The organism is Salinivibrio sp. PR919 (assembly GCF_001995355.1).
Lineage (GTDB): Bacteria > Pseudomonadota > Gammaproteobacteria > Enterobacterales > Vibrionaceae > Salinivibrio > Salinivibrio proteolyticus.
Genome location: NZ_MUFL01000028.1, coordinates 1 through 23,115, shown reverse-complemented (window position 1 = coordinate 23,115; position 23,115 = coordinate 1). Strand labels below are relative to the sequence as shown.

At 52.5% G+C, this 23,115-nt stretch carries 22 protein-coding genes; 14 read left to right on the top strand and 8 right to left on the bottom strand.

Translation table 11 applies throughout. The features are described 5' to 3' along the window. Both BZG83_RS07445 and BZG83_RS07440 read left to right on the top strand, forming a co-directional pair. Nucleotides 1-939, top strand: a complete 939-nt coding sequence (locus tag BZG83_RS07445; RefSeq protein WP_069590317.1) for an ABC transporter permease — start codon at nt 1-3, stop codon at nt 937-939. Between the two features lie 119 nt (nt 940-1,058). Beyond that, a complete protein-coding gene (locus BZG83_RS07440) occupies nt 1,059-1,871 on the top strand; it encodes a hypothetical protein (protein ID WP_077479954.1) in 813 nt (270 codons plus the stop codon). Nucleotides 1,872-1,945: 74 nt separating this feature from the next. Here BZG83_RS07440 and BZG83_RS07435 read toward each other — a convergent pair whose 3' ends face one another. Genes BZG83_RS07435 through hemC form a run of 4 tightly spaced genes read right to left on the bottom strand, consistent with a single transcriptional unit; the run spans nt 1,946 to nt 5,958 of the window. After that, nucleotides 1,946-3,142, bottom strand: a complete 1,197-nt coding sequence (locus tag BZG83_RS07435; RefSeq protein ID WP_077479953.1) for a heme biosynthesis HemY N-terminal domain-containing protein — start codon at nt 3,140-3,142, stop codon at nt 1,946-1,948. After that, nucleotides 3,139-4,269, bottom strand: a complete 1,131-nt coding sequence (locus tag BZG83_RS07430) for a uroporphyrinogen-III C-methyltransferase (protein WP_077479952.1) — start codon at nt 4,267-4,269, stop codon at nt 3,139-3,141. The genes BZG83_RS07435 and BZG83_RS07430 overlap by 4 nt, the downstream gene beginning before the upstream one ends. Then, complete coding sequence (locus BZG83_RS07425) at nt 4,262-5,026, bottom strand: uroporphyrinogen-III synthase (protein ID WP_077479951.1); 765 nt, start codon at nt 5,024-5,026, stop codon at nt 4,262-4,264. The genes BZG83_RS07430 and BZG83_RS07425 overlap by 8 nt, the downstream gene beginning before the upstream one ends. Beyond that, on the bottom strand, nt 5,023-5,958 hold the full coding sequence (gene hemC, locus BZG83_RS07420) for a hydroxymethylbilane synthase (RefSeq protein ID WP_069590307.1): 936 nt from the start codon (nt 5,956-5,958) through the stop codon (nt 5,023-5,025). Before hemC ends, BZG83_RS07425 begins: the two co-directional genes overlap by 4 nt. Nucleotides 5,959-6,348: 390 nt before the next feature. On the opposite strand from hemC, the gene BZG83_RS07415 reads away from it, so the two are divergent. After that, nucleotides 6,349-8,934 carry a class I adenylate cyclase gene (locus BZG83_RS07415; RefSeq protein ID WP_077479950.1) on the top strand — a complete coding sequence of 862 codons (2,586 nt, stop codon included), beginning with the start codon at nt 6,349-6,351 and terminating at the stop codon, nt 8,932-8,934. A gap of 50 nt (nt 8,935-8,984) precedes the next feature. On the opposite strand, the gene cyaY is transcribed toward BZG83_RS07415, so the two are convergent. Further along, complete coding sequence (gene cyaY / locus BZG83_RS07410) at nt 8,985-9,296, bottom strand: iron donor protein CyaY (RefSeq protein ID WP_077455777.1); 312 nt, start codon at nt 9,294-9,296, stop codon at nt 8,985-8,987. A 77-nt stretch (nt 9,297-9,373) separates the two neighbouring features. Here cyaY and lptM point away from each other — a divergent pair, with 77 nt between their 5' ends. The 7 genes from lptM to uvrD all read left to right on the top strand — a co-directional run bounded on the left by lptM (nt 9,374) and on the right by uvrD (nt 16,292). Further along, entirely contained in the window at nt 9,374-9,484 is a 111-nt protein-coding gene (gene lptM, locus BZG83_RS16540) for an LPS translocon maturation chaperone LptM (protein ID WP_101494787.1), read from the top strand. Nucleotides 9,485-9,508: 24 nt separating this feature from the next. Beyond that, nucleotides 9,509-10,762: a diaminopimelate decarboxylase gene (gene lysA / locus BZG83_RS07400; RefSeq protein WP_077479949.1), complete on the top strand. Its 1,254-nt coding sequence runs from the start codon at nt 9,509-9,511 to the stop codon at nt 10,760-10,762. 8 nt (nt 10,763-10,770) lie between these two features. Next, on the top strand, nt 10,771-11,601 hold the full coding sequence (gene dapF / locus BZG83_RS07395; protein ID WP_077479948.1) for a diaminopimelate epimerase: 831 nt from the start codon (nt 10,771-10,773) through the stop codon (nt 11,599-11,601). Continuing rightward, complete coding sequence (locus tag BZG83_RS07390; protein WP_077479947.1) at nt 11,598-12,287, top strand: DUF484 family protein; 690 nt, start codon at nt 11,598-11,600, stop codon at nt 12,285-12,287. The genes dapF and BZG83_RS07390 overlap by 4 nt, the downstream gene beginning before the upstream one ends. Continuing rightward, nucleotides 12,287-13,258 carry a tyrosine recombinase XerC gene (gene xerC / locus BZG83_RS07385; protein ID WP_077479946.1) on the top strand — a complete coding sequence of 324 codons (972 nt, stop codon included), beginning with the start codon at nt 12,287-12,289 and terminating at the stop codon, nt 13,256-13,258. The genes BZG83_RS07390 and xerC overlap by 1 nt, the downstream gene beginning before the upstream one ends. Before the next feature lies 1 nt (nt 13,259). Beyond that, nucleotides 13,260-13,988 (top strand): HAD-IA family hydrolase, encoded by a 729-nt coding sequence (locus BZG83_RS07380; protein WP_158011475.1) that lies wholly within the window; start codon nt 13,260-13,262, stop codon nt 13,986-13,988. 123 nt (nt 13,989-14,111) lie between these two features. Then, nucleotides 14,112-16,292 carry a DNA helicase II gene (gene uvrD / locus BZG83_RS07375; protein ID WP_077479944.1) on the top strand — a complete coding sequence of 727 codons (2,181 nt, stop codon included), beginning with the start codon at nt 14,112-14,114 and terminating at the stop codon, nt 16,290-16,292. Between the two features lie 86 nt (nt 16,293-16,378). Here the strand turns inward: uvrD and BZG83_RS07370 are convergent, their stop codons facing one another. Together BZG83_RS07370 and rarD are read right to left on the bottom strand one after the other, a co-directional pair. Beyond that, nucleotides 16,379-17,023: a LysE family translocator gene (locus tag BZG83_RS07370; protein ID WP_077479943.1), complete on the bottom strand. Its 645-nt coding sequence runs from the start codon at nt 17,021-17,023 to the stop codon at nt 16,379-16,381. Further along, nucleotides 17,020-17,952: an EamA family transporter RarD gene (gene rarD / locus BZG83_RS07365; RefSeq protein ID WP_077479965.1), complete on the bottom strand. Its 933-nt coding sequence runs from the start codon at nt 17,950-17,952 to the stop codon at nt 17,020-17,022. Before rarD ends, BZG83_RS07370 begins: the two co-directional genes overlap by 4 nt. Before the next feature lie 237 nt (nt 17,953-18,189). Between rarD and recQ the strand changes: the two genes are divergently transcribed. The 4 genes from recQ (at nt 18,190) to BZG83_RS07345 (ending at nt 21,588) form a co-directional block, all read left to right on the top strand. Continuing rightward, a complete protein-coding gene (recQ, locus tag BZG83_RS07360; RefSeq protein WP_198536722.1) occupies nt 18,190-20,004 on the top strand; it encodes an ATP-dependent DNA helicase RecQ in 1,815 nt (604 codons plus the stop codon). Next, the gene (locus tag BZG83_RS07355) at nt 19,991-20,293 is read left to right on the top strand and encodes a DUF3630 family protein (RefSeq protein ID WP_077479942.1); all 303 of its coding nucleotides are present in this window, start codon (nt 19,991-19,993) and stop codon (nt 20,291-20,293) included. Before recQ ends, BZG83_RS07355 begins: the two co-directional genes overlap by 14 nt. A 112-nt stretch (nt 20,294-20,405) precedes the next feature. Then, on the top strand, nt 20,406-21,074 hold the full coding sequence (locus BZG83_RS07350; RefSeq protein ID WP_077479941.1) for a 7-cyano-7-deazaguanine/7-aminomethyl-7-deazaguanine transporter: 669 nt from the start codon (nt 20,406-20,408) through the stop codon (nt 21,072-21,074). Between the two features lie 61 nt (nt 21,075-21,135). Beyond that, nucleotides 21,136-21,588, top strand: a complete 453-nt coding sequence (locus BZG83_RS07345; protein WP_077479940.1) for a GNAT family N-acetyltransferase — start codon at nt 21,136-21,138, stop codon at nt 21,586-21,588. Nucleotides 21,589-22,131: 543 nt separating this feature from the next. Here the strand turns inward: BZG83_RS07345 and elbB are convergent. Continuing rightward, nucleotides 22,132-22,782, bottom strand: a complete 651-nt coding sequence (gene elbB / locus BZG83_RS07340; protein ID WP_077479939.1) for an isoprenoid biosynthesis glyoxalase ElbB — start codon at nt 22,780-22,782, stop codon at nt 22,132-22,134. Nucleotides 22,783-23,115: the final 333 nt, after the last annotated feature.

Below are 23,115 nucleotides of genomic sequence, written 5' to 3'. Positions count from 1 at the left end.
ATGACACAAACAACCACTCAGCCAAACCGTTGGCAGCGCTTTTTAGCCTCAGATTTTCTCTATCACTTTAAGCGTGACAAAGTCGCGATGGCGAGTTTTACCGTCTTTGTCCTGTTCGTCTTATTGGCGCTATTTGCCCCGCTTATTGCGCCGACCAATCCTTACGATCTGACCATGATTGATATTATGGACTCAGAATTACCCCCGGCATGGATGGAGTGGAGCGATCCGCGTTTCCTATTAGGGACGGATAACCAAGGGCGCGATATTTTATCGACCATGATTTATGGTCTGCGTATCTCCCTGACCATTGGTCTGTGTGCGGTTGGTTTACAGCTCCTATTGGGTACTGTGATTGGGCTCAGTGCGGGCTATTTTGGTGGACGAATCGACAGCTTTTTCATGCGAATTGCCGATATTCAGTTATCGTTCTCGACCATGATGGTGGCGATCATTGTCTCGGCCATTTTTAAAGCCAGCTTTGGCAGTGAGTTTTACAGCCAATATGCCATCTTAATGCTGGTGGTGATTATCGGAGTGGCGGAATGGCCACAGTATGCCCGCACCATTCGTGCATCTGTGCTTGCTGAAAAGAAGAAAGAGTACGTCGAAGCGGCGCGAGTGATGGGCTTTCGCTCCCCGCGGATCATGTTCCGCCATATTTTGCCCAACTGTCTTTCGCCCATTTTGGTGATTTCGACGGTGCAGGTCGCTAACGCGATTATGTCGGAAGCAGCGCTATCCTTTTTGGGTTTGGGCATGCCGGTCGATCAGCCGTCATTGGGCTCACTGATCAGTATCGGATTTAACTATATCTTCTCGGGGTCGTGGTGGATCACTGCCTTTCCTGGCATCGTACTGGTCTTACTGGTATTAGTCATCAACTTGCTGGGCGATTGGCTGCGGGATGTCTTCAACCCCAAAATCTATAAAGGGTGAATAAAATGGCTGCGTTTGCAGCCATTTTTGTTGGAAGCTAACAGGCTGAGCAGCGCTCGCTTGAGTCGCCGCGTCACTTTGCTTAAGCTGACAACATTCGGTTTTCAGGAGAGCAAATCATGAGGTGGTTGCGACGTCTTGCGGTCAGTGCCGTAGCAACATGGGCGATCAGTGCGCCAGTGAATGCGGCGCAAACGCCGTGTGCGGTGATTGACCACCAACAAGGCTGGCCCATTATTGGTGAGCAGTGCGATATTGGTGAAGGATTATGGGGCAACCAAGCGCTTGACCCAAACAGCCATGCGTTTTGGATCCAGTGCGGGGCAACGGAAGGTGTACCATCGCGCGCGTTTTTCCAGTCGCTGCGTCAAGGGTTGCCAGACTTGCCGTTTCAGGTGCATCTCCRTGATGGGCGAGGGCGTTGCCTGATTGGTCCGTATGATAATCCTGACGTGGCCCGTTTGGTGTTGCAGCGTGTGCGCCAGTTCGGACCCACCCAAAAGGCTGTTATGCGTCAAACACGCCAGCCATTATCGGAACCGGCCGTGATTCGCTTACCCCCTTTAGCGACGCAGGCGAAGTCTGTGACGTCCTCATCGACAATGGCAAAATCAACCATGCCAGCTAGTGCGTCCACCATTAACCTGAATCATTTTGGCTTGCCTGAGCCGGAAGATGGTGATCAGCAATATGTGGAAAAGGATATCAATTGGTTGCGTATTGACTATGCAGGCGCGATGGCACGGTGCCAAAAAGAGGGCATGATGCTGGCAAGCCAAGCTGATTTGACCGCGGTATCTAAGGCCACCGATCAGTTGCCTATGCGTTTACCTTATTGGGTGCAAGGAGCAATGGGCGTGGATGCCCGCACTGGGAAAGTGGTGACACGTAATGCCGATGCGGCGTTAAACGTATTGTGCAAAAAGCGTTGACGCTCGGATGAAAAATAACAAACGCCCCGCTTGAAGCGGGGCGTTTTCGTTTGCTTGTGTCTCATTTTCCACGATTAAGCGGCAGGCGGTTGCTCGGGTAGCGCAAGTTTGAGTGCGGTGCGAGAGACATCGCTGGCCGCTTTTCCTTGATTGAGCTTATCCAATACATCGGCGAGATATGCGTAGTCGGTCACGTCCGCACGATACTCGAGGGCTTTCTCAAAGTGGCTACGTGCGTCTTGCCATTTCCCTTGTTGCATCAGCAACTGTCCTAACGCGCTATGGGTGACAGGATTACGAGAGTCGTACCTGAGGAGCTCTTCGAGCATGACCACGGCGAGATGAATGTCAGGCAGCTTTAAGCTGGGGAGCAGCGCAATCAGGCTGTCTTCCGGACGTTTTTTCAAGGCTTCTCGCAGTAGAATATAGGCTTCAGAATCCGCGTTGCGCGCCACTAAGTGGTGTACCAGCCCCACCAATAGAGCGGGTTGGCTGCGTTTGGTTTTCGAGAGTCGATTCCAGTGGGTTAGCAGCCCCTCAGTGCCTTGTTGGCTGGCAATGTGTGCCATGACACCGAGTTCCGCACGCTCACTGAGTGCTTCCAATTGCGTCCCATCGAGAAGCTGAGCTTTTTTCAGCGTGGGCAGCAAATTCAATAATGCCGACCAATCTTCCAGTTGAATATAGGTGTCTTTAAGCAGGGATAGCATCACCGGGTTTCGAGGGTGTTGGCGCTTAATGGCACGCAATGACGCCAGTGCTTCTTCGTACTGACCGCTTTGGCTGTGTAGTTGTGCACGGGTCAGGGCAAGTGCCAAGCTGTTGGCGTTAAGGTCGGCGGCTTGCTGGAGGTACTGATCCCTGGCATGAAGATCTTGACGCTGCTGCGCGGCTTCGGCAGCGGCCAGTAAATTATGCATGGGCGCGTCACTGAAAGGACGGGCTTTTGCTAATAGCTTCTCCGCTTGCTTCCATTCGCCTTCGCGTAATTTCATCAATCCCGTTTGGGTTTGCTTGCGTGCTTTGCGTTGTTTACGTCCTGATAACCAACCGCTCGCGGTGCTACTGAGCGAGAGCAGCTTGCGCAGCACCCACTCGAGCACCCATAACACTCCAATCAATCCAATAATGAGGATAATCAGAGTAGTAACACTCATCTCAAGTGTCTGCTCGGCAGCAGAGATCAGCACATACCCTTGTTGACCAGCAAGCTCCGGACCGACGAGCAGACCGGCAACCAGCGCTAAGACAAGCAGTAGGAGTTTAATCATGACTGACCCCCTGTGAGTGGCGCGATGTCTCGACGCAGTCGGGTGTCGATTTCATCACTGACCAAGGCTTGGCTTTTGAGCTTGTTAGGTAAATCGATGCCGATTCTTTGCTGGTCGAGTGCATCGATTTGCTCGACAAAGCGTTCCGTCACGGTCGCATCTTGGTTATAAAAGCGAAGCGTCCAATCTTTGGCCATACCCAAGGCCTCATGATACAAGGCGTCATTACCTTGATAGACCGCGCGCATCGCTTGATCGAGCTTGTTCTTGACGTTCTCTTGCAAATAGTAGCTTTGCGTTGGCGACAGCAGTGGGACAACATTGCCATCACGTTTTCGGTAGGTGACAAAGTTATCGACAAAATCTTTGACGGAGGTGGTGAGGTTGGTTTGCCAGTCATTAACCGATTCGCTCACCACCGGCTTTTCGGTTTCAATCGCGTCAGGGATCACCGCATTGGCAAGCGGTAAGGTTTCGACTTGCTGTTGCATACTGGTTAAACGCAGCACGATGCCGTCGCGATCAATACGTTTTACTGCTTTTAGCGCCGTAATATCGTCGGCCATCGCCTGACGAATGGGCATCAAAGAAGGATCGTTAAGCTGGGCAATGCGATGGTCGGCCGCCTCCATCAGCGCGGTGGCGCTTTGCGCGTCATGCTCGAGCCAAATTTTGCGTCCAGCCATACGAATAAGGTAATCCGCTTCGGCAAGCAGCCAGTCATTCGGACGGCGCCCTTTCACTTCGGCTACCGCTTTTTGCAAGCTCTTCAAGGTRTTGTCTTGCTGCGCTAAGCGTGTTTGGGTGTCATCAACCACTTGCGCCCGCGCTTTTTCTGCTGCCTGTTGCTGGTCATTTAGGGCTTGCTCAAGACGTGCAATCTGCGCTTGCTGCGCGGATAGCGTGTTTTGCAGCACGGTGGCTTGTTGGTGGCCGTGGTAGAAAAGCCAACCACTCGAGCCCAGTGCAATGGCGATGGCAACCGCACCTAATACTAGTCCACCTCGGCTGCGTGTGGCAGGTTTAGACTTATTAGGCGCCGCTTTATTGTGCGAGGCGTGCGTATCTGGTGAAGAGGGAGTCGTGGCCTTGCTTTGCTTGGTGTCGGTGTTTTTGTTGTCAGTCATCCGAAAGTCCCGTTTTTCTTAACCTCAGCAGCGTGTTAACCAGTGCGTCATTGGCCACGCTGTCAACGGTCGTAATCGTGTCAAAACCGAGCGCAGTCGCTTGATCTTGAATCCTTTTACTGGGCACCAGTATACGGCATTGGCGCAGCCAGTGCTGTCCGCTCAGTGTGATAAGTTGATCAAAGTGGGCTAATTGTTGACCACTGGTTACCACCACGGTGGTAATCGTGTCTTGTGGCCAGCTTACTACTTGCGATACTAAAGGCTCAATCGCCCATTGTCGTAGATAGGCCTCGCAATAGTGAACTTGCCCGCCTTGCGACTGCAASGTTTGCCCCATCATATCGCGTCCGCTCTCTCCACGAAGAATGACCACCTGCTTCCCTTTTATCACGTTAAAAGGCGCCAATGAGAGCATGCCTTCGCTATCTTCTCGGGCAGGATACTGTACTGGCTGGTTGGTAACCTGCTGCCATTCGTTGGCCGTGCGCTGACCGACGGCCACATAATGACAATGACGCGGCCACGCCATTCCCTGTTGTTGCAGAGCTTGATGGGTAAATGCGACCGCGCGGGGGCTAACGGCCACTAACACACTGCCAGCGGGGAGAGAGGAAAGTAGCGCGGGCAGTGACGGTAAACCTCGCCCCGGCGCAAAGCTAACCAGTGGGCAAGGCAAGGCCGCCAGCTTGTGTTGGGCAAGCTGGTCGACTAATTGGCTGCAATCCGGCTCGGGGCGAACAACAACAATGGTCATGCGTCGTCTTGATATAGCTTATCCAAGATTTGACGTGCGCCTTGGGCGAGCAGTTGCTCGGCGAGATCGGTGCCCAGTTGTTCGCCTTTCTCGAGCGGTCCTGTAATTTCGCCGCGCAGAATGGTAGAGCCATCGGGCTCACCGACTAAGGCACGTAGCCAGATTTTGTCGCCTTGGATTTCTGAATAACTGCCAATCGGCACCTGACAGCCGCCTTCGAGGCGATTGTTCATTGCCCGTTCGCACAATACGCGTTGGGTGGTGTTGGCGTCAGACAGCGGAGCCAGCAAGGTACGAATACGTTCATCATCCAATCGACACTCAATCCCTACCGCGCCTTGGCCAACCGCGGGTAAGATCACTTCTGGCGGGATTTCGCTGCGAATGCGATCGTGCAAGCCCAGTCGTTTTAACCCAGCTGCTGCGAGGATGATGGCGTCATATTGGCCATCGTCGAGTTTACCGAGACGCGTGCCGACATTGCCGCGCAATGTATTGACCACCAAGTCGGGGCGGCGCTCACGAAGCTGGGATTCTCGACGTAAGCTGGAGGTGCCTACCACCGCCCCTTCGGGCAATGCATCAATGCTGTCGTAATGATTAGAGACAAAGGCGTCACGCGGGTCGCCACGTTCACAAATGGTGACCAGCCCCAGTCCTTCAGGAAATTCGACTGGAACGTCTTTCATCGAGTGCACGGCGATGTCGGCGCGACCGTCGAGCATGGCTTGCTCGAGCTCTTTAATAAACAACCCTTTACCGCCAATCTTGGCGAGCGGCGTGTCCAGAATCACGTCACCTTTTGTGACCATCGGCACCAGCTCGACGGATAAACCTGGGTGTGACTGCTCAAGAGCCGCTTTAACAAACTCCGCCTGCCACAAGGCCAGAGGGCTTTTGCGTGTCGCAATGCGTACGGGGGTTGAATACATGATTTGCTTTCCTTCTTACACAATGGCGCCCATCCTATCATTGGCGCTGCGCTGGACGTAATCTCTCCTGACGCGTTTGCGCATTTATGGCGTGCTGGTCGTGATATAGGTGAAAAAATGTGATCAATCGCTTATTATTACAGCAAATTGTTACTTGGAAAGACGGCATTTTTGCTGGTCTACGACTAAGGTTGTAGAGCGARAAAGATTGATGTTGGTCTCAAAAATCGCCTATAGTGCGGCATAGATACCACCACACAGGCATCGGGGTTATTGGCTTTACCCGAGTTGTCTAGAGTGTTACATTGATCACGTTTTGTTATCTGCAATTGGGCGGATACGGTGAAGACAGTAACGTCGACCTGTTGACCGGGATGTCAACGAATCTGGATGATTGCCTTGCAAACATACGTTGAACAGCAAACTGAACGCATCGAGGCGTTTAACCGTGTGAGAATGGATCGCGCGCGGTCAGCCATGAGCCGACAGGCTCAAGCGGTTTTCGATGTGCTGCCAGTGCTTTTACATCTAAACCATCCGGCTTTACCGGGGTTTTTTGACGACAGCGTGCCCTTTGGCATTGCCGATTACGAGCTTGATGAGACACAACGTCAGTTTGTCTCCGATTGCCTGATCCACACAGACACCCGCTTCTCCTCTCTAACTGCGCGTTTTGAGCACGATCAGCGCCTGCCGATTAAAGGCATGTATACCATGGGCAGTACCGGCTCCATGGGACAAAGCCTCACCAGTGACCTCGATATTTGGGTATGTGTGGATGCCTCCGTCAGCGCGGCGCAGCGCGAGATGCTGGATGCCAAGTGCACCGCTATTTCAGAGTGGGCCCTCAACCAAGGAGTAGAAGCGAACTTCTTTGTGGTCTGTGAGGGGCGTTTTCGCCACCACTTGTCACAGGCGATGACCAGTGACAACTGTGGCACCAGTCAGCATTTTCTTTTGCTGGATGAGTTTTATCGCTCCTCCATGCGACTCGCTGGCCAAAAACTGTTGTGGTACATGGTGCCACCAGAGATGGAAGCGTGCTACGAGGACTATGTGGATACGCTGGTCGCTGACCATGGCCTTGACCGTCGTGATTGGGTCGACTTTGGTGGTCTACCGACCATCCCAGCCGAAGAATATTTTGGCTCAAGCTTGTGGCAACTGTATAAAAGCATTGATTCACCGTATAAGTCTGTCCTCAAAGCGATTTTGCTCGAAGCCTACTCATGGCAGTATCCCGGCACCCAGCTTCTGAGTGTGGATGGCAAACGCCGTTTCTATGCCGGTTGGGTCGATGTGTATCAGTCCGACGCCTATTATTTGATGCTGGAAAAAGTCACCCGTTATTTGGAATCCATTGGTGACACCCGTCGTCTTGACCTTGTACGTCGTTGTTTTTATCTAAAAACCCATGAGAAATTGACTCAGGCGCCGTCGACTGGCTCGGTCGCATGGCGTCGTGACGTGTTGCGATTGCTAACCCGTGAATGGGGCTGGGATGAACAGGCGCTGGCCTACCTCGACAACCGCCGTTACTGGAAAGTCGAGGAGGTAAAATACGCGCACAACGAGCTGCTTGACGCCTTGATGCAAAGCTATCGGAACCTGATCCGCTTTGCCCGCCGCAACGATATTACGTCCGCGATTAGCCCACAAGACATCAGTATTCTCGCGCGTAAACTGTATGCCGCCTTTGAAGAATTGCCGGGTAAAGTGACCTTATTGAATCCGCAAATTTCGCCGGATTTGCACGAATCGGATCTCACCTTTATTCAGGTCTCGGAAGGGCGCACCAATGCGCCGGGTTGGTATTTGTACAAGCACTCGCTTGACCCGGTCGATATCATTGGTCGCGCGCCGCTAGAGCACAATGCTTATTTATCCAAACTGGTGGCGTGGGCGTTTTTCAACGGCTTGCTGACGGAGTCAACCCATTTGCACACCGTGGTGCGCGATGCGGATGTTGATATTGATACCTTGTATCAGCTGGTCAGTGACATGCGGAACACCTTCTCCTTGCGCCCACCGCGCCCGACATTGGATGCGCTGTCGAGCCCGTGTGAAATTCGCCAGCTCGCTCTGTTTGTCAATTTAGAGCAAGACCCGACATCGGCATACAAAAAACCGTCGATGCGTTTTGACTTCAAAAACAGTGATATTTTCAGCTACGGTCCCGAACAAACTTGTTTGGTGGGGAGTGTCGATCTCGTTTATCGCAACTCGTGGAATGAAGTTCGGACCCTGAATTACCGTGGCGATGATGCCATTTTGGAAGCATTGAAAACCATGCTGGGCAAAATGCACCAAGACGCGCTGCCCCCAGAGTCTGTGGACGTGTTCTGCTATTCCAGCAAGATGCGTGGCTTAATTCGTAATCTGGTCTATCAATTGGTCGCAGAGTGCATTGAATTGCGCTTAAAACCGATTGAAAAGGAAAAGCGCCGCCGCTTTAAAGCATTACGCATCGGCAAGCAGACCCATGGCTTGTTCTTCGAGCGCCGTGGCGTGTCAGTCCAGCGGTTAGAAAACTCGGTGGATTTTTATCGCTGTATTTCCACCAACAAGGTCAACGGCACACCGGTGATGGTGGTCGACAACCCACAAGATGTGCATCCGCCTGAAGTGGTTGATGCCTACGCCAGTGAAGGCTTGGTACAGTTTTTCTTTGAAGATTGTACCAATGGCTACAATCTCTATATTCTCGACGAAAACAATCGGGTGGAAGTATATCGCCAGTGCAGCGGGGATAAAACCGAGATGGTGCAAGGGGTAAACCGTTTCTATACCTCCTCTCATGACCGCTACAGCTACAGTGCCAATTTTATCAACTTTAACTTGCCGCAGTTTTATCAAATCGTGACCGATGAGCAGGGTGAAACCCAAGCCTTGCCGTTTAAATGCGATCCACAATGGCAGCCGCCGCGACAGCCGCCACATCAAGGGTTAGCCGGTCAGGTAGCGTCGTTTAAATAGTCAACGAGCGCGGCCCGAGAGGCTCGCGCTCTGTCGATTGTTCACCAAGATCACCAAGAAACAGGCTCGCCCGCGTGCTTACTGCATTCTTGTTGCACCAGATCCATCAGCACGAGTCCCGTTTTGCTGCAAGTCCATTCGCCGTCTTTGAGGGCAAAGTGGAACCCACCGCTTTTCGACGCCAGCCAGATTTCTTGCATCGGCTCTTGGCGGTTAATGATGATTTGGCTGCCATCATCGAACTCCAGCGTCATTACGTTGCCAACGCTCTCATAATCGATGTCGGCGCCTGAGTCATCGATACCTTCTTCAATGGCCTGCATTTGTAAATCGACCAACTGATGATATTCCGTTGTGTTCATCCCGTTACATCCTATTGCTTTTCATGGTTGTGATGCGATTATAGAGGGCATTGACTCGATAATCACTGGCATTCACTATGCGAAAACTCGTCATTTTACTGATGCTCACTGGCATCATGACACTGACCGGCTGTGGCCAACAAGGGCCCCTGTATTATCCGGACCAACAACCGACGCAAAATCAATAACCAACGACGACAGGGAAGAACACCTTGGATTATTTCAATTATCAGGACGACGGCCAGCTGTGGGCCGAATCATTGCCTTTGACCCAGCTTGCCGATAATCACGGCACACCCTTGTACGTCTATTCACGTGCAACCTTTGAGCGCCATTGGCACGCATTTGATCGCGCCGTGGGCGATCATCCGCATTTGGTGTGCTATGCCGTTAAGGCAAACTCCAATATCGGTGTGTTAAATGTGCTGGCACGCTTGGGGTCAGGATTTGATATTGTCTCTCAAGGTGAACTCGAGCGCGTGCTCGTCGCCGGCGGTGATCCCGCGAAAGTGGTGTTTTCTGGCGTGGGGAAAACGGCCGCAGAAATGCGTCGTGCACTGGAAGTAGGCATCAAATGCTTCAATGTGGAATCCCACTCTGAACTCGATCGCTTAAACCAAGTGGCGGGCGAGTTGGGTGTGCAAGCGCCGATATCGTTGCGTATTAACCCTGATGTGGATGCCAACACCCACCCCTACATCTCAACGGGCTTAAAGGAAAACAAATTTGGTATTGCCTTTGCGGAGGCGTTGAATAGTTTTCGTTATGCAGCCAGCTTGCCACACCTTAAGGTCGAAGGCATTGACTGTCATATCRGCTCACAACTGACCGAACTCGCGCCTTTTATTGAATCTACCGACCGCTTGTTGGCGTTGATTGATACCTTGGGCGATGAAGGTATTACGATTCGTCATCTGGATGTGGGCGGCGGATTAGGCGTGACCTATAGCGACGAGAAACCGCCTCAGCCATCGGAGTATGCCAAAGCGTTGTTGGCGCGTTTGGACAATCATCGTCATCTTGAGCTGATTTTTGAGCCGGGCCGTGCGATTGCCGCCAATGCGGGGGTGTTGCTGACCAAGGTTGAGTTTCTCAAGCACAGTGAGCATAAAAACTTTGCCATTATCGATGCGGGGATGAACGATTTAATTCGTCCTTCACTGTATCAAGCCTATCAAGAAATCATTCCCGTGGTGCCGCGCCAAGGGGAACCACAAACCTATGATTTAGTAGGACCAGTTTGCGAAACGGGTGATTACTTGGGCAAAGACCGCTCGCTGGTGTTAGAAGCGGGTGATTTACTGGCGGTACGCTCAGCCGGCGCATATGGCTTTGTGATGGCGTCAAACTATAACTCACGCTGCCGCCCCGCCGAGGTCATGGTTGATGGCGACCAAGCACACCTTGTGCGCGAGCGCGAAAACTTGGCGTCGTTATGGCAGCTTGAACAGCGCCTACCAGAATAAGGATTGGCATGCAGGTACAGTTTGCAAAAATGCACGGGCTGGGCAACGACTTCATGGTGGTTGACTGTGTCACGCAAAACGCGTTCTTTTCGCCGGATCTGATTCGGCGTTTGGCCGATCGTCATCGTGGCGTCGGCTTTGACCAGCTATTGGTCGTGGAGCCGCCCTACGATCCTGAGACAGATTTCCATTATCGCATTTTTAATCCTGACGCATCGGAAGTCTCGCAATGTGGCAATGGTGCGCGCTGCTTTGCGCGTTTCGTGCGAATGAAAGGGCTAACCAATAAGCATCAGATCAGCGTGAGCACCCAAGCCGGTAAAATGCTGCTGCACATTGAAAACGACAATCAGGTGCGTGTGAACATGGGCGAGCCGGAATTCACGCCGGGGAAAATTCCGTTTCGTGCCAACTCACAAGAAAAAACCTACTTGATGCGGGTGGCGGAACAGACCTTGTTTGTCGGTGCCGTGAGCATGGGCAACCCGCATGTAGTGACTGTGGTCGAGGATGTTGACCACGCCGACGTGGACACCTTGGGACCGCTACTTGAAAGTCACGAACGCTTCCCTGAACGGGTCAATGCCGGCTTTATGCAGATCCTTTCCCGCAATGCGATTAAGCTTAGAGTGTACGAGCGCGGCGCTGGTGAAACCCAAGCCTGTGGCAGTGGCGCGTGTGCCGCGGTTGCGGTCGGGATTATACAAGGCCTGCTTGATGAGCAAGTAACGGTGAGTTTACCCGGTGGAGATCTACGCATTCGCTGGCGCGGGCCGGGCCATTCCTTATCAATGACAGGCCCAGCGACACATGTATTTGATGGACAATTACAATTATGAATGATGGGGTAGAAGCCTCGACACTGGAAACCATGCCRCTGAGCGAMGAGGCGGTGGCGRCGTATTTAAAAGACAATCCAGATTTTTTTATTCGCCATCGCGATTTGCTGACGCAGCTGACCGTGCCACACGGTGAGCAAGGCGCGGTATCGCTGGTGGAAATTCAACTTAAGCGCCTGCGTGAGCGGGTAGCGGAGTTGGAAGAAGACATTACCCAACTGATGAGCCTGGGGGCGAAAAACGATGCCCTTTTCCGTGCTTTTGCTGAAGCGCATCAGGCCCTGTTGCGTGCCAACACGCCACAGGCGGTGGAAGCGGCGTTAACGGCACTTAGCGAGCAACTGCAACTTACCGTCAGTATACGGGTGTATGCGCCTATCGACGGGCTGCAGACCATCTCGCGTCAAGCGGTGGATCAATTAAAAAGCCATCATTTTGCCGGACGTCGTTGTTATCTTGGGCGCTTACGCCGTGTGGATGCGGAAGCGGTGATGGCAACGCCACCGGAGCTAGGCTCTTTTGCGCTGGTACCGATTAAAGGGGAAGGCAAAGAGTGGGGACTGTTGAGCTTTGCGAGCGCAGATGGCGGGCACTTTCAGCCAGACATGGACACCCTTTTTATCGAACAGCTGGCGGCACACTTGGCCATCTTATGTGGTCAGTGGACAAACAAGGGTGAACGTTAGTGACAGCGGTAACGCCTGACCAAGCTGCTCCCCGTTCACTGACGGTCCCTCTTGACCGTTTTTATCAATATCAACTCAGCGAACGGGGCCTTAGTGCCCATACGCAACGCAATTATCAGCGCCAGTTAGATAAGGTTGTTGACTTTCTGACCGCGCGGGGTATCGCCCATTGGCAAGACGTGGATGCGGATTGGGTGCGACAAATATCGAGCCAAGCCAAACGCGATGGCCTTAAACCGGGCAGTATTGCGTTGCGGCTGTCCGCACTGCGCAGCTTTTTCGACTACCTCGTTCTCACCGAGCAGCTCGCGGCTAATCCGGCCAAAGGGGTCGCCGCGCCTAAGCAAGGGCGTCAGTTGCCGAAAAACCTTGATGTGGATGAAATGAATCAGCTGCTCGAGGTGGATCAAGACGACCCGCTGTCGGTGCGGGATCGGGCGATGATGGAGCTGATGTATGGCGCAGGATTGCGGTTAGCCGAGCTGGTTGATTTAAACGTGCGTGATGTCTCGGTACGTAAAGGGGATTTGCGTGTCACCGGTAAAGGGGAAAAAGAGCGCATCGTGCCTTTTTCCGGCATGGCCAAAACTTGGGTGATGAACTGGCTGAAAGTGCGCAACCAGCTCCTCAAAGGGCCAGAAGAGGCACTGTTTATCTCTAAACTTGGCCAGCGAATTTCGCACCGTAGCGTGCAAAAACGTATGGCGGAGTGGGGACAAAAGCAGGCGGTGAATAGCCACATTAATCCTCACAAACTGCGCCACAGTTTTGCCACYCACATGCTGGAATCGTCCGGGGATTTGCGCGCAGTGCAAGAGCTTCTCGGCCATGCCGATTTAAGTACCACACAAATTTATACCCATTTGGACTTTCAACACCTGGCGAAAGTATATGACGCGGCGCATCCCCGTGCCCGCAGCACAGGGGCTAGCAAACCTCGCGCAGGTAAAAAAAACAACTCGGAGTCGTGATATGAAATTTTATCGTCGCTTAAACACGTTTGATGCGGTGAGTTTTGACTTGGATGATACCTTGTACGATAACTGGCCGGTGATCGCACGTGCGGAGGCGGCGCTAAACGACTATTTGAGTGAGCACTGCCCGCCGCTCGCCGCGCTTGATAAAGCCACCCTTGCGGGATTTCGCCGCCAAGCCCGTGACCAGAACCCAGCCCAACGCTTTGATGTTACCGCGATGCGGGTTGCCCAGCTGACGCTTGCCGGTGAGCATGTTGGTTTAACCGCGGAGAAGGCGCGCGCACAAGCCCAAGCGGCGACCACCTTCTTTTGCGGATATCGCAGTGACTTTACTCCGCCGGCGCAAAGTTTGGCTTACTTAAAAGCCTGGTCCGAGAAACTGCCATTGGTGGCCATCACCAACGGTAACGTCGACACCGATGCGATTGGCCTGACGCCGTTTTTCCAGCATATTTTCCGTGCCGGTGAACACGGGGCGGCCAAGCCGAGCCCAGAGATGTTTGATAAAGCCGCGCAGGCCTTGGGCATCGCCCCGGCGCGTATTTTACATGTGGGCGATCATTTAAGTTCGGATGTGGCTGGCGCGCGCCAAGCGGGCATGCAAGCCTGTTGGATCCGCCCTGAGCGCCAATCACCCATGATGCATAAAGGGCGCACCTTACCGGATGTGGCGATCGACGATTTATCTGAGCTCGATACCCTTATTCAGCAACGGCACCGCTAAAATCACCTCAGTTTCAATCACTCAGCGAGCTAAAACACGCATTATGATCGGGCGCGCAATTTAGTGGCGAGCTGGTATAATCGCTAACCAGTGTATAAATACCCAGTAAAATGGCAGGTGGCGATGGACGTATCAACTCTTCTTGACGGACTCAACGACAAACAGCGTGAAGCCGTGGCCGCGCCGCTCGGCAACCATTTGGTGTTGGCAGGTGCTGGCAGTGGTAAAACCCGGGTGCTGGTTCATCGTATGGCTTGGCTGATGCGGGTCGAAGAGGCATCGCCGTTCTCGGTGATGGCGGTCACCTTCACCAACAAAGCGGCAGCGGAAATGCGCGGCCGTATCGAGCAATTGATGCAAGGCACCGCCTCTGGCATGTGGTGTGGCACCTTCCACGGCATTTGCCATCGTATTCTCCGTGCCCACTATTTAGACGCCAACCTGCCACAAGACTTCCAAATTCTTGATTCAGATGACCAGCAGCGCTTGCTGCGTCGGTTAATTAAAGCGCAAAACTTGGATGAAAAACACTGGCCCGCCAAGCAAGCGAGTTGGTATATCAATGGCAAAAAAGATGAAGGCTTGCGCCCCAAGCACATTGATACCCGCCATGATCCGGTTGAAAGTACTTGGCTGCGGATTTATCAGGCGTATCAAGAAGCCTGTGACCGCGCCGGTTTGGTGGATTTTGCGGAGATCTTGCTGCGAACCTTAGAGTTATTGCGTGATAAAGCGGTGATCCGCGAACACTATCAAGCACGTTTCCAGCACATTTTGGTGGATGAGTTCCAAGATACCAACAACATCCAATATGCGTGGCTGCGTATGATGGCGGGCCAACAGGCGCATGTGATGATTGTGGGGGACGACGACCAATCCATTTACGGCTGGCGTGGCGCGAAAGTCGAAAATATTCAGCGTTTTCTGGATGATTTCACCACCCCGCAGACCATTCGTTTGGAGCAAAACTACCGCTCAACCAGTACGATTTTGCAAGCGGCGAACACCCTGATTGAAAACAATGCCGATCGGATGGGCAAAAGCCTGTGGACCGAAGGCAAAGAGGGTGAGCCCATCTCTGTGTATGCCGGTTTTAATGAGCTGGATGAAGCGCGTTTTGTGGTCGGGAAAATCAAAACCTGGCAAGACGAAGGCGGCGCGCTCACCGACAGCGCGATTTTATACCGCAACAACGCCCAATCTCGAGTGCTGGAAGAAGCCTTAATTCAAGCCGGTCTCCCTTATCGTATCTACGGCGGCATGCGCTTTTTCGAACGTCAGGAAATCAAAGATGCGCTGGCCTATTTACGTTTGATGGCGAATCGCAATGACGATGCGGCGTTTGAGCGGGTGGTAAACACGCCCACTCGGGGGATTGGTGATCGCACCCTTGAGACGCTTCGTGGCGCGGCGCGCGATCGTGGCCAAACTTTATGGCACACGGCCGAGCAAATCTTGGCGGAAAAAGCACTGGCAGGACGGGCGGCCAATGCGTTGGGCCGGTTTATCGAGCTGGTCAATGCGCTAGAAGATGACACCCGTGACATGGCACTGTATYAACAAACCGATGCGGTGATCCGTCACTCCGGCTTGCGCGCCATGTACGAGCAAGAAAAAGGTGAAAAAGCGCAAGCGCGTGTCGATAACTTGGAAGAGTTGGTGACGGCTACGCGCCAATTTACTCCTCCTGAAGAGGCGGAAGCGGAAGGGATGACACCGCTGTCGGCGTTCTTGGCCCACGCCGCCCTTGAGGCCGGTGAAGGCCAAGCGGACGAGTTTGATGATGCGGTCCAATTGATGACCTTACACAGTGCCAAAGGCCTCGAATTCCCCTTAGTCTTTATGGTCGGGGTGGAAGAGGGCATGTTCCCCAGCCAGATGTCAGCCGAAGAAGCAGGCCGCTTAGAAGAAGAGCGTCGCCTTTGCTATGTCGGCATGACGCGCGCGATGGAAAAACTCTATCTGACCTACGCAGAAATGCGCCGTGTGTACGGCAAAGACATGTTTCATAAGATCTCGCGCTTTATTCGTGAGCTGCCCGAGGCCTGCTTGGAAGAAGTGCGAATGCGTGCCAATGTCTCACGCCCTGCTACAAGCGGGGGTCGTTTTTCCAAAACGCAGACTCAGGAGAACTTTAACCAAACCGGGTTTAGTTTGGGTCAGCGGGTTCAACACCCTAAATTTGGTGAAGGCACCATCATCAACTTTGAAGGCAGTGGCGGACAAAGCCGCGTGCAAGTTGCCTTTAATGGGGAAGGGATTAAGTGGTTGGTGACTCAGTACGCCAAACTGGAAGCGCTTTAAGCTCGACCGGTTAACGGTAAAAAACGCCCAGCCTCGGCTGGGCGTATTGATATTTATCCTACCACCTGCGTTTTTCAGCTGCGGTGTTAGCCGAACACGCCGGCTTGCCAAACGACCGCACCACCTAGCAGCAAAAACAACAGCGCACACAGGCCATCGATAACCGGGGCGACTTTGGTGAGCACTTGCTGTACGCGACTGCCTGATAGCAGCCAGGCGAGTGACGAAAACCAGCCTAATGAGAGCAGAAACACCACCGCCACGGCCATGGCTTTGCCGCTGGCAGACATGCTGGCCGGCACCAAGGTACTCATCAACGAAATAAAAAACACCAAGGCTTTCGGATTAAAAAGGTTGGTCAGCACCCCTTTCCAAAAGGCCTGTTTTTGGCCGCGTACCGCAGGCGCATCATTGGCGGTTTGCGCCGGTGCTGTGGTGGCGGCGAGCAAACCTTTGATTGCGCTAAGGCCTAAATACATCAGCACACTGCCCCCCGCCACTTGCACCCACATAAACAGTTGTGGGTGCTGATGCACCAACAAGCTGATGCCGGTAATGCTCAGTATTGTGTGCGCCAAAATACTCAGCGATAACCCTAGTGCAATCGCCAAGCCAGTGGCACGGCCATAACGGGTCGCATTTTGGAGCACCAAGGCAAAGTCGGGCCCGGGGCTGAGCAGCGCAATCATATGCACCCCCGCCAGCGTGGCGAGAATAGCGAACTCATTCATCCTGATTTTCCTGCTGACAAAGGCGTGGTCTCTATCTTGGCTTCTTGCTGTCGTTTCGCCCGATAGGCATCAAAGCTAAATATCGCCAAGGCGGCCCAGATAAAGGCAAAGGTGGTGGCTTTATCTGGGGTAAAGGGTTCGTCATACAAGCCGACGGCGAGTAAAAACATTAAGCTGGGGCCGATATATTGGAAAAAGCCCAATACCGTCAAGGGTAAGCGGGTGGCGGCGCCGGTAAAGCACAGTAAAGGCACCGTCGTGATCAAACCGGCAGCGGCCAGTAGCATATTCAGGCTGATGGGATTATCGAGCAGGTTGGCGCTGGGTGTATCGGCAAACTGCCACAGATAAATCAGCGCAACGGGCAAGAGTGTGCAGGTTTCCACAAACAAACCCGGCACCGCAGGGAGATTGATTTTTTTGCGCAGTAAGCCGTAAATCGCAAAACTGGTGGCCAGCACCAACGCAATCCAAGGCAGTGAACCAAAGGTGATCAGTTGTACCAATACCCCTACCAACGCCAGCGCGGCGGCAAGCCACTGTAGACGGCGGAAACGCTCACCAAGAAAGATCATCCCCAGCGCTACGTTCACCAGTGGATTAATGTAGTAGCCAAGGCTGGCATCCAGCATGCGGTTATTGACAATCGCCCAGATAAAAATCAGCCAATTACAGCCAATAAAGCAAGAGGTGAGCATCAACATCAACAGTTTTTTCGGCTCGCGGACAATCGGCTTGAGCTGATAAAAGCGACGGGTGAAAAAAAGCAGCAATGCCAAAAAGACAAACGACCACAATACCCGGTGCGCTAAAATTTCGGGCGCCGGAATATGGTTGACCGTTTTAAAGTACATGGGGGCGATACCCCACATAATGTAGGCCGCAAGGGCCAGTAACACGCCTTGGCGTGTGCGTTTTGGATCAGGAATCACAGCGCAGTCTCGTTATAAGTGTCGGTCAGGGATGAACACGAACGTGTGCATGTTGACTAGATGTAACAAGTTGTAAGGGCGGGCGCAAGCACCTTTCTCTGTGCTCAGGGTTTCATCGCTTACGGGGTGTCGGTAGAATGAGCGCCAGTTTGAGTAATGAGCTTGATTATGTCCGCCACCCCCGCCCATGCCGATGCGTCAACCGAAACTGGCGCCGCTACCGCTGATCCTGCCATGAGTCCTGCCCATCAGGTACTCAAAGCGGTGTTTGGTTATCACCAGTTCCGCGAGGGTCAGCAAGCGGTGATTGATGCGGCGATTGCGGGGCGTGATGCCTTGGTGATTATGCCGACCGGGGGAGGGAAGTCTCTGTGTTATCAGATCCCCGCGTTGGTGCGCACTGGCTTGACCGTGGTGATTTCACCTTTGATTTCATTGATGAAAGATCAGGTTGACCAGCTTAATGCCAATGGGGTTGCGGCGGCGTGCTTAAACTCAGCGATGACGCCTGAGGCGCAAGCGGATACCTTGCGTGCGCTAAATCAGGGGGAGGTGAAACTACTCTATGTATCGCCTGAGCGCGCGTTAGGGCGCGACTTTATCCATCGCTTAACCGAGTGGCAACTGGCGTTGATTGCGGTCGACGAAGCGCACTGTATTTCCCAGTGGGGGCATGATTTTCGTCGCGAATATGCCTCTTTAGGCCAGCTCAAACAGCACTTTCCTGATGTGCCTGTGATGGCGCTGACAGCCACCGCGGATGCCACCACGCGCGAGGATATTTTATCCCGCCTTGCCCTGCACGATCCCTTGGTGCATCTGGGTAGCTTTGACCGCCCTAACATTCGCTACACCTTGCTGGAAAAGCACAAACCTTTGGCCCAATTGGTGCAGTTTCTGAGCGGTCAACGCGGCCAATCAGGGATTGTCTATTGCAATAGCCGTAAGCGGGTTGAGCAGGTCACTCAAAAACTGTGTGATAACAATATGCTCGCCGCTGCCTACCATGCGGGAATGAGCACTGAGGCGCGCGGCTCTGTGCAAGAGGCRTTTCAACGTGACGATGTCAACATTGTGGTGGCGACTGTGGCGTTTGGGATGGGGATCAATAAGCCCAATGTCCGTTTTGTGGTGCACTATGATGTGCCGCGCAATATTGAATCTTACTACCAAGAAACCGGCCGAGCAGGGCGAGATGGACTGCCGGCTGAAGCGGTGTTGTTGTATGACCCCTCCGACATGGGATGGCTCCATCGCTGCTTGGAAGAAAAGCCGGATGGGCCCCAAAAGCAGGTCGAAAGCCATAAACTGACTGCGATGGGCGCATTTGCCGAAGCACAAACCTGTCGCCGTTTAGTGCTCCTAAACTACTTTGGCGAGCATCGGCAAACCCCTTGTGGCAACTGTGATATTTGTCTCGACCCGCCTACCCATTTTGATGGCACCGAACAAGCACAAAAAGCGCTGTCGTGCGTGTACCGTGTTAACCAAAGCTTCGGGGTTGGATACGTGGTGGAAGTGTTGCGTGGAATGCAAAATCAGCGCATTAAAGATCATGGCCATGACAAGCTCTCTACCTACGGCATCGGGCGAGAGTGGAGCCATGAATACTGGGTAAGCATTATTCGCCAATTGATCCATCGCGGTTATCTGGTGCAAAACATTGCCCGTAGCTCGGTGCTGCAGTTAACTGAACAAGCGCGACCATTACTGCGCAGCGAGATTGCCCTTGAGCTGGCGGTACCGCGTATTGGCCTCAGCCCTCGCACCAAAGCCAACAAGCTGAGCCAGCGCCATTACGATAAAAAACTGTTCGCCAAGCTGCGTAAGTTACGTAAAGCCATTGCTGACGAAGAAGATATTCCACCTTATGTGGTGTTTAACGACGCAACCTTGATGGAAATGGCCGAGATGCTGCCGTCATCGCAAGCGGAGCTCCTAGCGGTCAGTGGCGTCGGACAGCGCAAGCTAGAAAAATTCGGCGATGCGTTTTTGGACTTGATTGACGATCACTTGAGTTTGAGCGAGTACGGCTATGGCACCGAGTAATTGGCAATTGATAGCGTCCGACAACACCTTGGCGTTTTATCAGCCGCAGCTGGATGCGGATAATGGCAAAGAAATCTGTCAGCCATTGCTGCAAGCCCTCGAAGCCTCTGTGCTTGAGAGCCAACAAGACGCGGACATGATGACTTGGCTGATTGATTTTGAAGGCGCGCGTTTGATGCTCAAAGCAGCACATTACACCCAGAGCGTGTGGTTAGAAGCGTTGGATGAGGAGGGCGATGAGGTGATTAGCTTTTTGCGCCACTGGTGGACGCGTCATCCGCCTCTTTAAATTGCGCTGGCACCGTTTCTTGATTGCTGTATAATTCGCCACCTCGCGCTGCCTGTAGACGGGTAGCTAAGTATTTTGGGTTCCCTCGCCCCCAATGACAAAAAGGTGCACTATGAGCCACTTTTCTCTTGCTCAGCAGCGTAAAGCGCTGGGTTACCTCGTGATTTTTCATCTACTGATCATTGCCTCCAGTAACTATTTGGTGCAGATCCCCTTTACGGTTTGGGGTTTCCACACCACGTGGGGGGCGTTTACCTTTCCGTTTATTTTCTTGGCCACGGATTTAACCGTCAGGATCTATGGTCCGGCATTGGCACGCCGTATTATCTTGCTGGTAATGGTGCCCTCGCTGCTGATTTCCTACGTGTTATCCGTCTTGTTCTATCAAGGCAGTTACCAAGGGTTTGCGGAGCTGGGCACGTTTAACCTCACCGTCGCTCGGATTGCGATTGCCAGCTTTATGGCTTACTTACTGGGTCAGATTTTAGATATTCATGTGTTCAATCGGTTACGCCAGCAGCGCCAATGGTGGGTGGCACCGAGTTGTTCCACTTTGTTTGGTAATGCGTCAGACACGCTCGCGTTCTTTGCAATCGCATTTTACCAAAGCCAAGATACCTTTATGGCCGAGCACTGGGTTGAAATTGCTTTGGTAGACTATGCCTTTAAGCTGATTATTAGCTTGGGGCTGTTTATTCCTATGTATGGGGTATTGCTCAACCTGATTATTCGACGAATCACACAGGTGACGCCGTCGGCGACGGTGCAGCAAACGTCCTAATTAGTAGCAGAATAAAGAGTCGCATCGCGGCTCTTTTTTTACGTCAATGCGGGGAGGTGAGATGGAAATTCGTGCCGGGCACTTAGAGGAGGCGGTAACGGTGCTTAACAGCGTGCCCGAGTTGGATACGGGTGTATCCTTGGAACAATGCCACGCGCGATTAGCGGGACGCACAGCATTGGTATTGGTGGCGTATCAAAACGGTGAGCCTGTCGGTGCCAAAATAGGCTATGCCACCAGTAAGACGCAGTTTTATAGCTGGCTGGGCGGGGTGACCAAAGCGGCCCGAGGTCAAGGGGTGGCGAAAGCCTTGTTACAAGCGCAAGAAGCGTGGGTAGCGGCTTCTGGCTATCGAACGCTTGCGGTCAAATCACGTAATCGCTTCACGGCGATGGTGTGCATGCTGATGCGTCATGGCTATCAGATGGTTGCGGTGGAGCAAAAAGGTCAGCCTGCCGACTATCGCCTTTATTTTGAGAAGCAGATCAATAAATGTACAGCGAGTGGAAAATAAGCGTATTTTTTTCTTGATAAACGATAATGAGAATGGTTATTATTAACTTGCGCTCAGGGCCAAGCCCACATGCTCAGCTCTGAAGGCACGACATTGCTCACATTGCTTCCAGTGTATTAGCGGGGCGCTTATCAAACAGTGATTAAGTTAGCCTATTTTTGCTAGGCGACACCTTTCGGGGTGTCGCTTTTTTCTTTTCTGGACACTGGCTTTTCGAACCAGAGTTGTTGGCGTGATGACGGTGGATGCAATGACAGTTTGATGACAACGAGTGAGTCTGAGCACAAGATCAATAAATGAAAAAGATTCTCAACTAAGTGTTGAAAGTGGGAATGAGAATGGTTATTGTTAACTTGCGTTCGGGGCAAAGCCCACATGCTCAGCTCTGAAGGCACGACATTGCTCACATTGCTTCCAGTGTATTGGGGCCAGCAAACTGTTCTGATAACAGCTTTGTTTTTGCGCTCACTTGTTATAGCGACGCCCATCTCGGCGTCGCTTTTTTCTTTTTCTCTGCTGCGTTTCTGTGCGGATGAGCGTGTTTTAGGCGAGCTCCACCAATTTTTTCACCATCCGATTGATCCCACTGGCGGCATCCAGTACTGATGTCGCGAGCATATAGGCGGGCGTGGACAGGAGATGGTGGCGCTGATCTAATACATAATCTGATACCGGACACTCAATATGCTCACCGCCCATCCGGTTAAAGGCGGCAGCGATATCGGGCTCATTACCAATGGTACCTTTGACGCCTTTTGGATAGATCTGCGGGATCATGATAGGGGCAATACACATGTAGCCGGCGGGCTTTTCTGCACGGGCGAAGGCTTGGCAAACCGCAAACATCTCTTGGTTGACTTGCACCGGATCGCCATTGTAAGCAAAGTCCGATAAGTTTTTCGCCGCGCCAAAGCCGCCGGGAACCAGTAAGGCGTCGAAGTGGTCGACGTTTAAATCCGTTAGCGGAAGGATCTCCCCACGAACAATACGGCTGGCTTCGGTGAGTACATTGCGTGTCTCTTTCATCGCTTCGCCGGTACGATGATCGATCACATGGTGCTGATCGATATCTGGTGCGAAGCATTGCCATTGGGCATCGTTTTGCYCGAGGGCAAGCAGGGATAGGACCACCTCTTGGATCTCGGCACCGTCAAACACGCCGCAGCCAGATAAGATAACAGCCACCTTTTTCATGATGCTCTCCTTGTATCGAGATTAAAATTATCGCAATTAATATGGATCATCGACCAAACGCGTCTACGCTTAATTGCGTTCAACAGTGTCGCATTGGTGCTGGGTTAAGCGAAATAGTAGCCAAGTTCGATAACCAAATTGGTGATTATCTCCGCAGTTTGTGATGACTTTCTCTGCAACCTCATGCAGAGCAAGTGATTTCTTTTTCCACACCTAAGGATCCTTTTTCGATCAAGATCCTTTTTGTGTGATATGGCATAAGTATTTGTTTTTAATCTATTTAAAAATCAAAATTCATGTTTATTTAGACGAAATCAAAACCCTATAAAATAT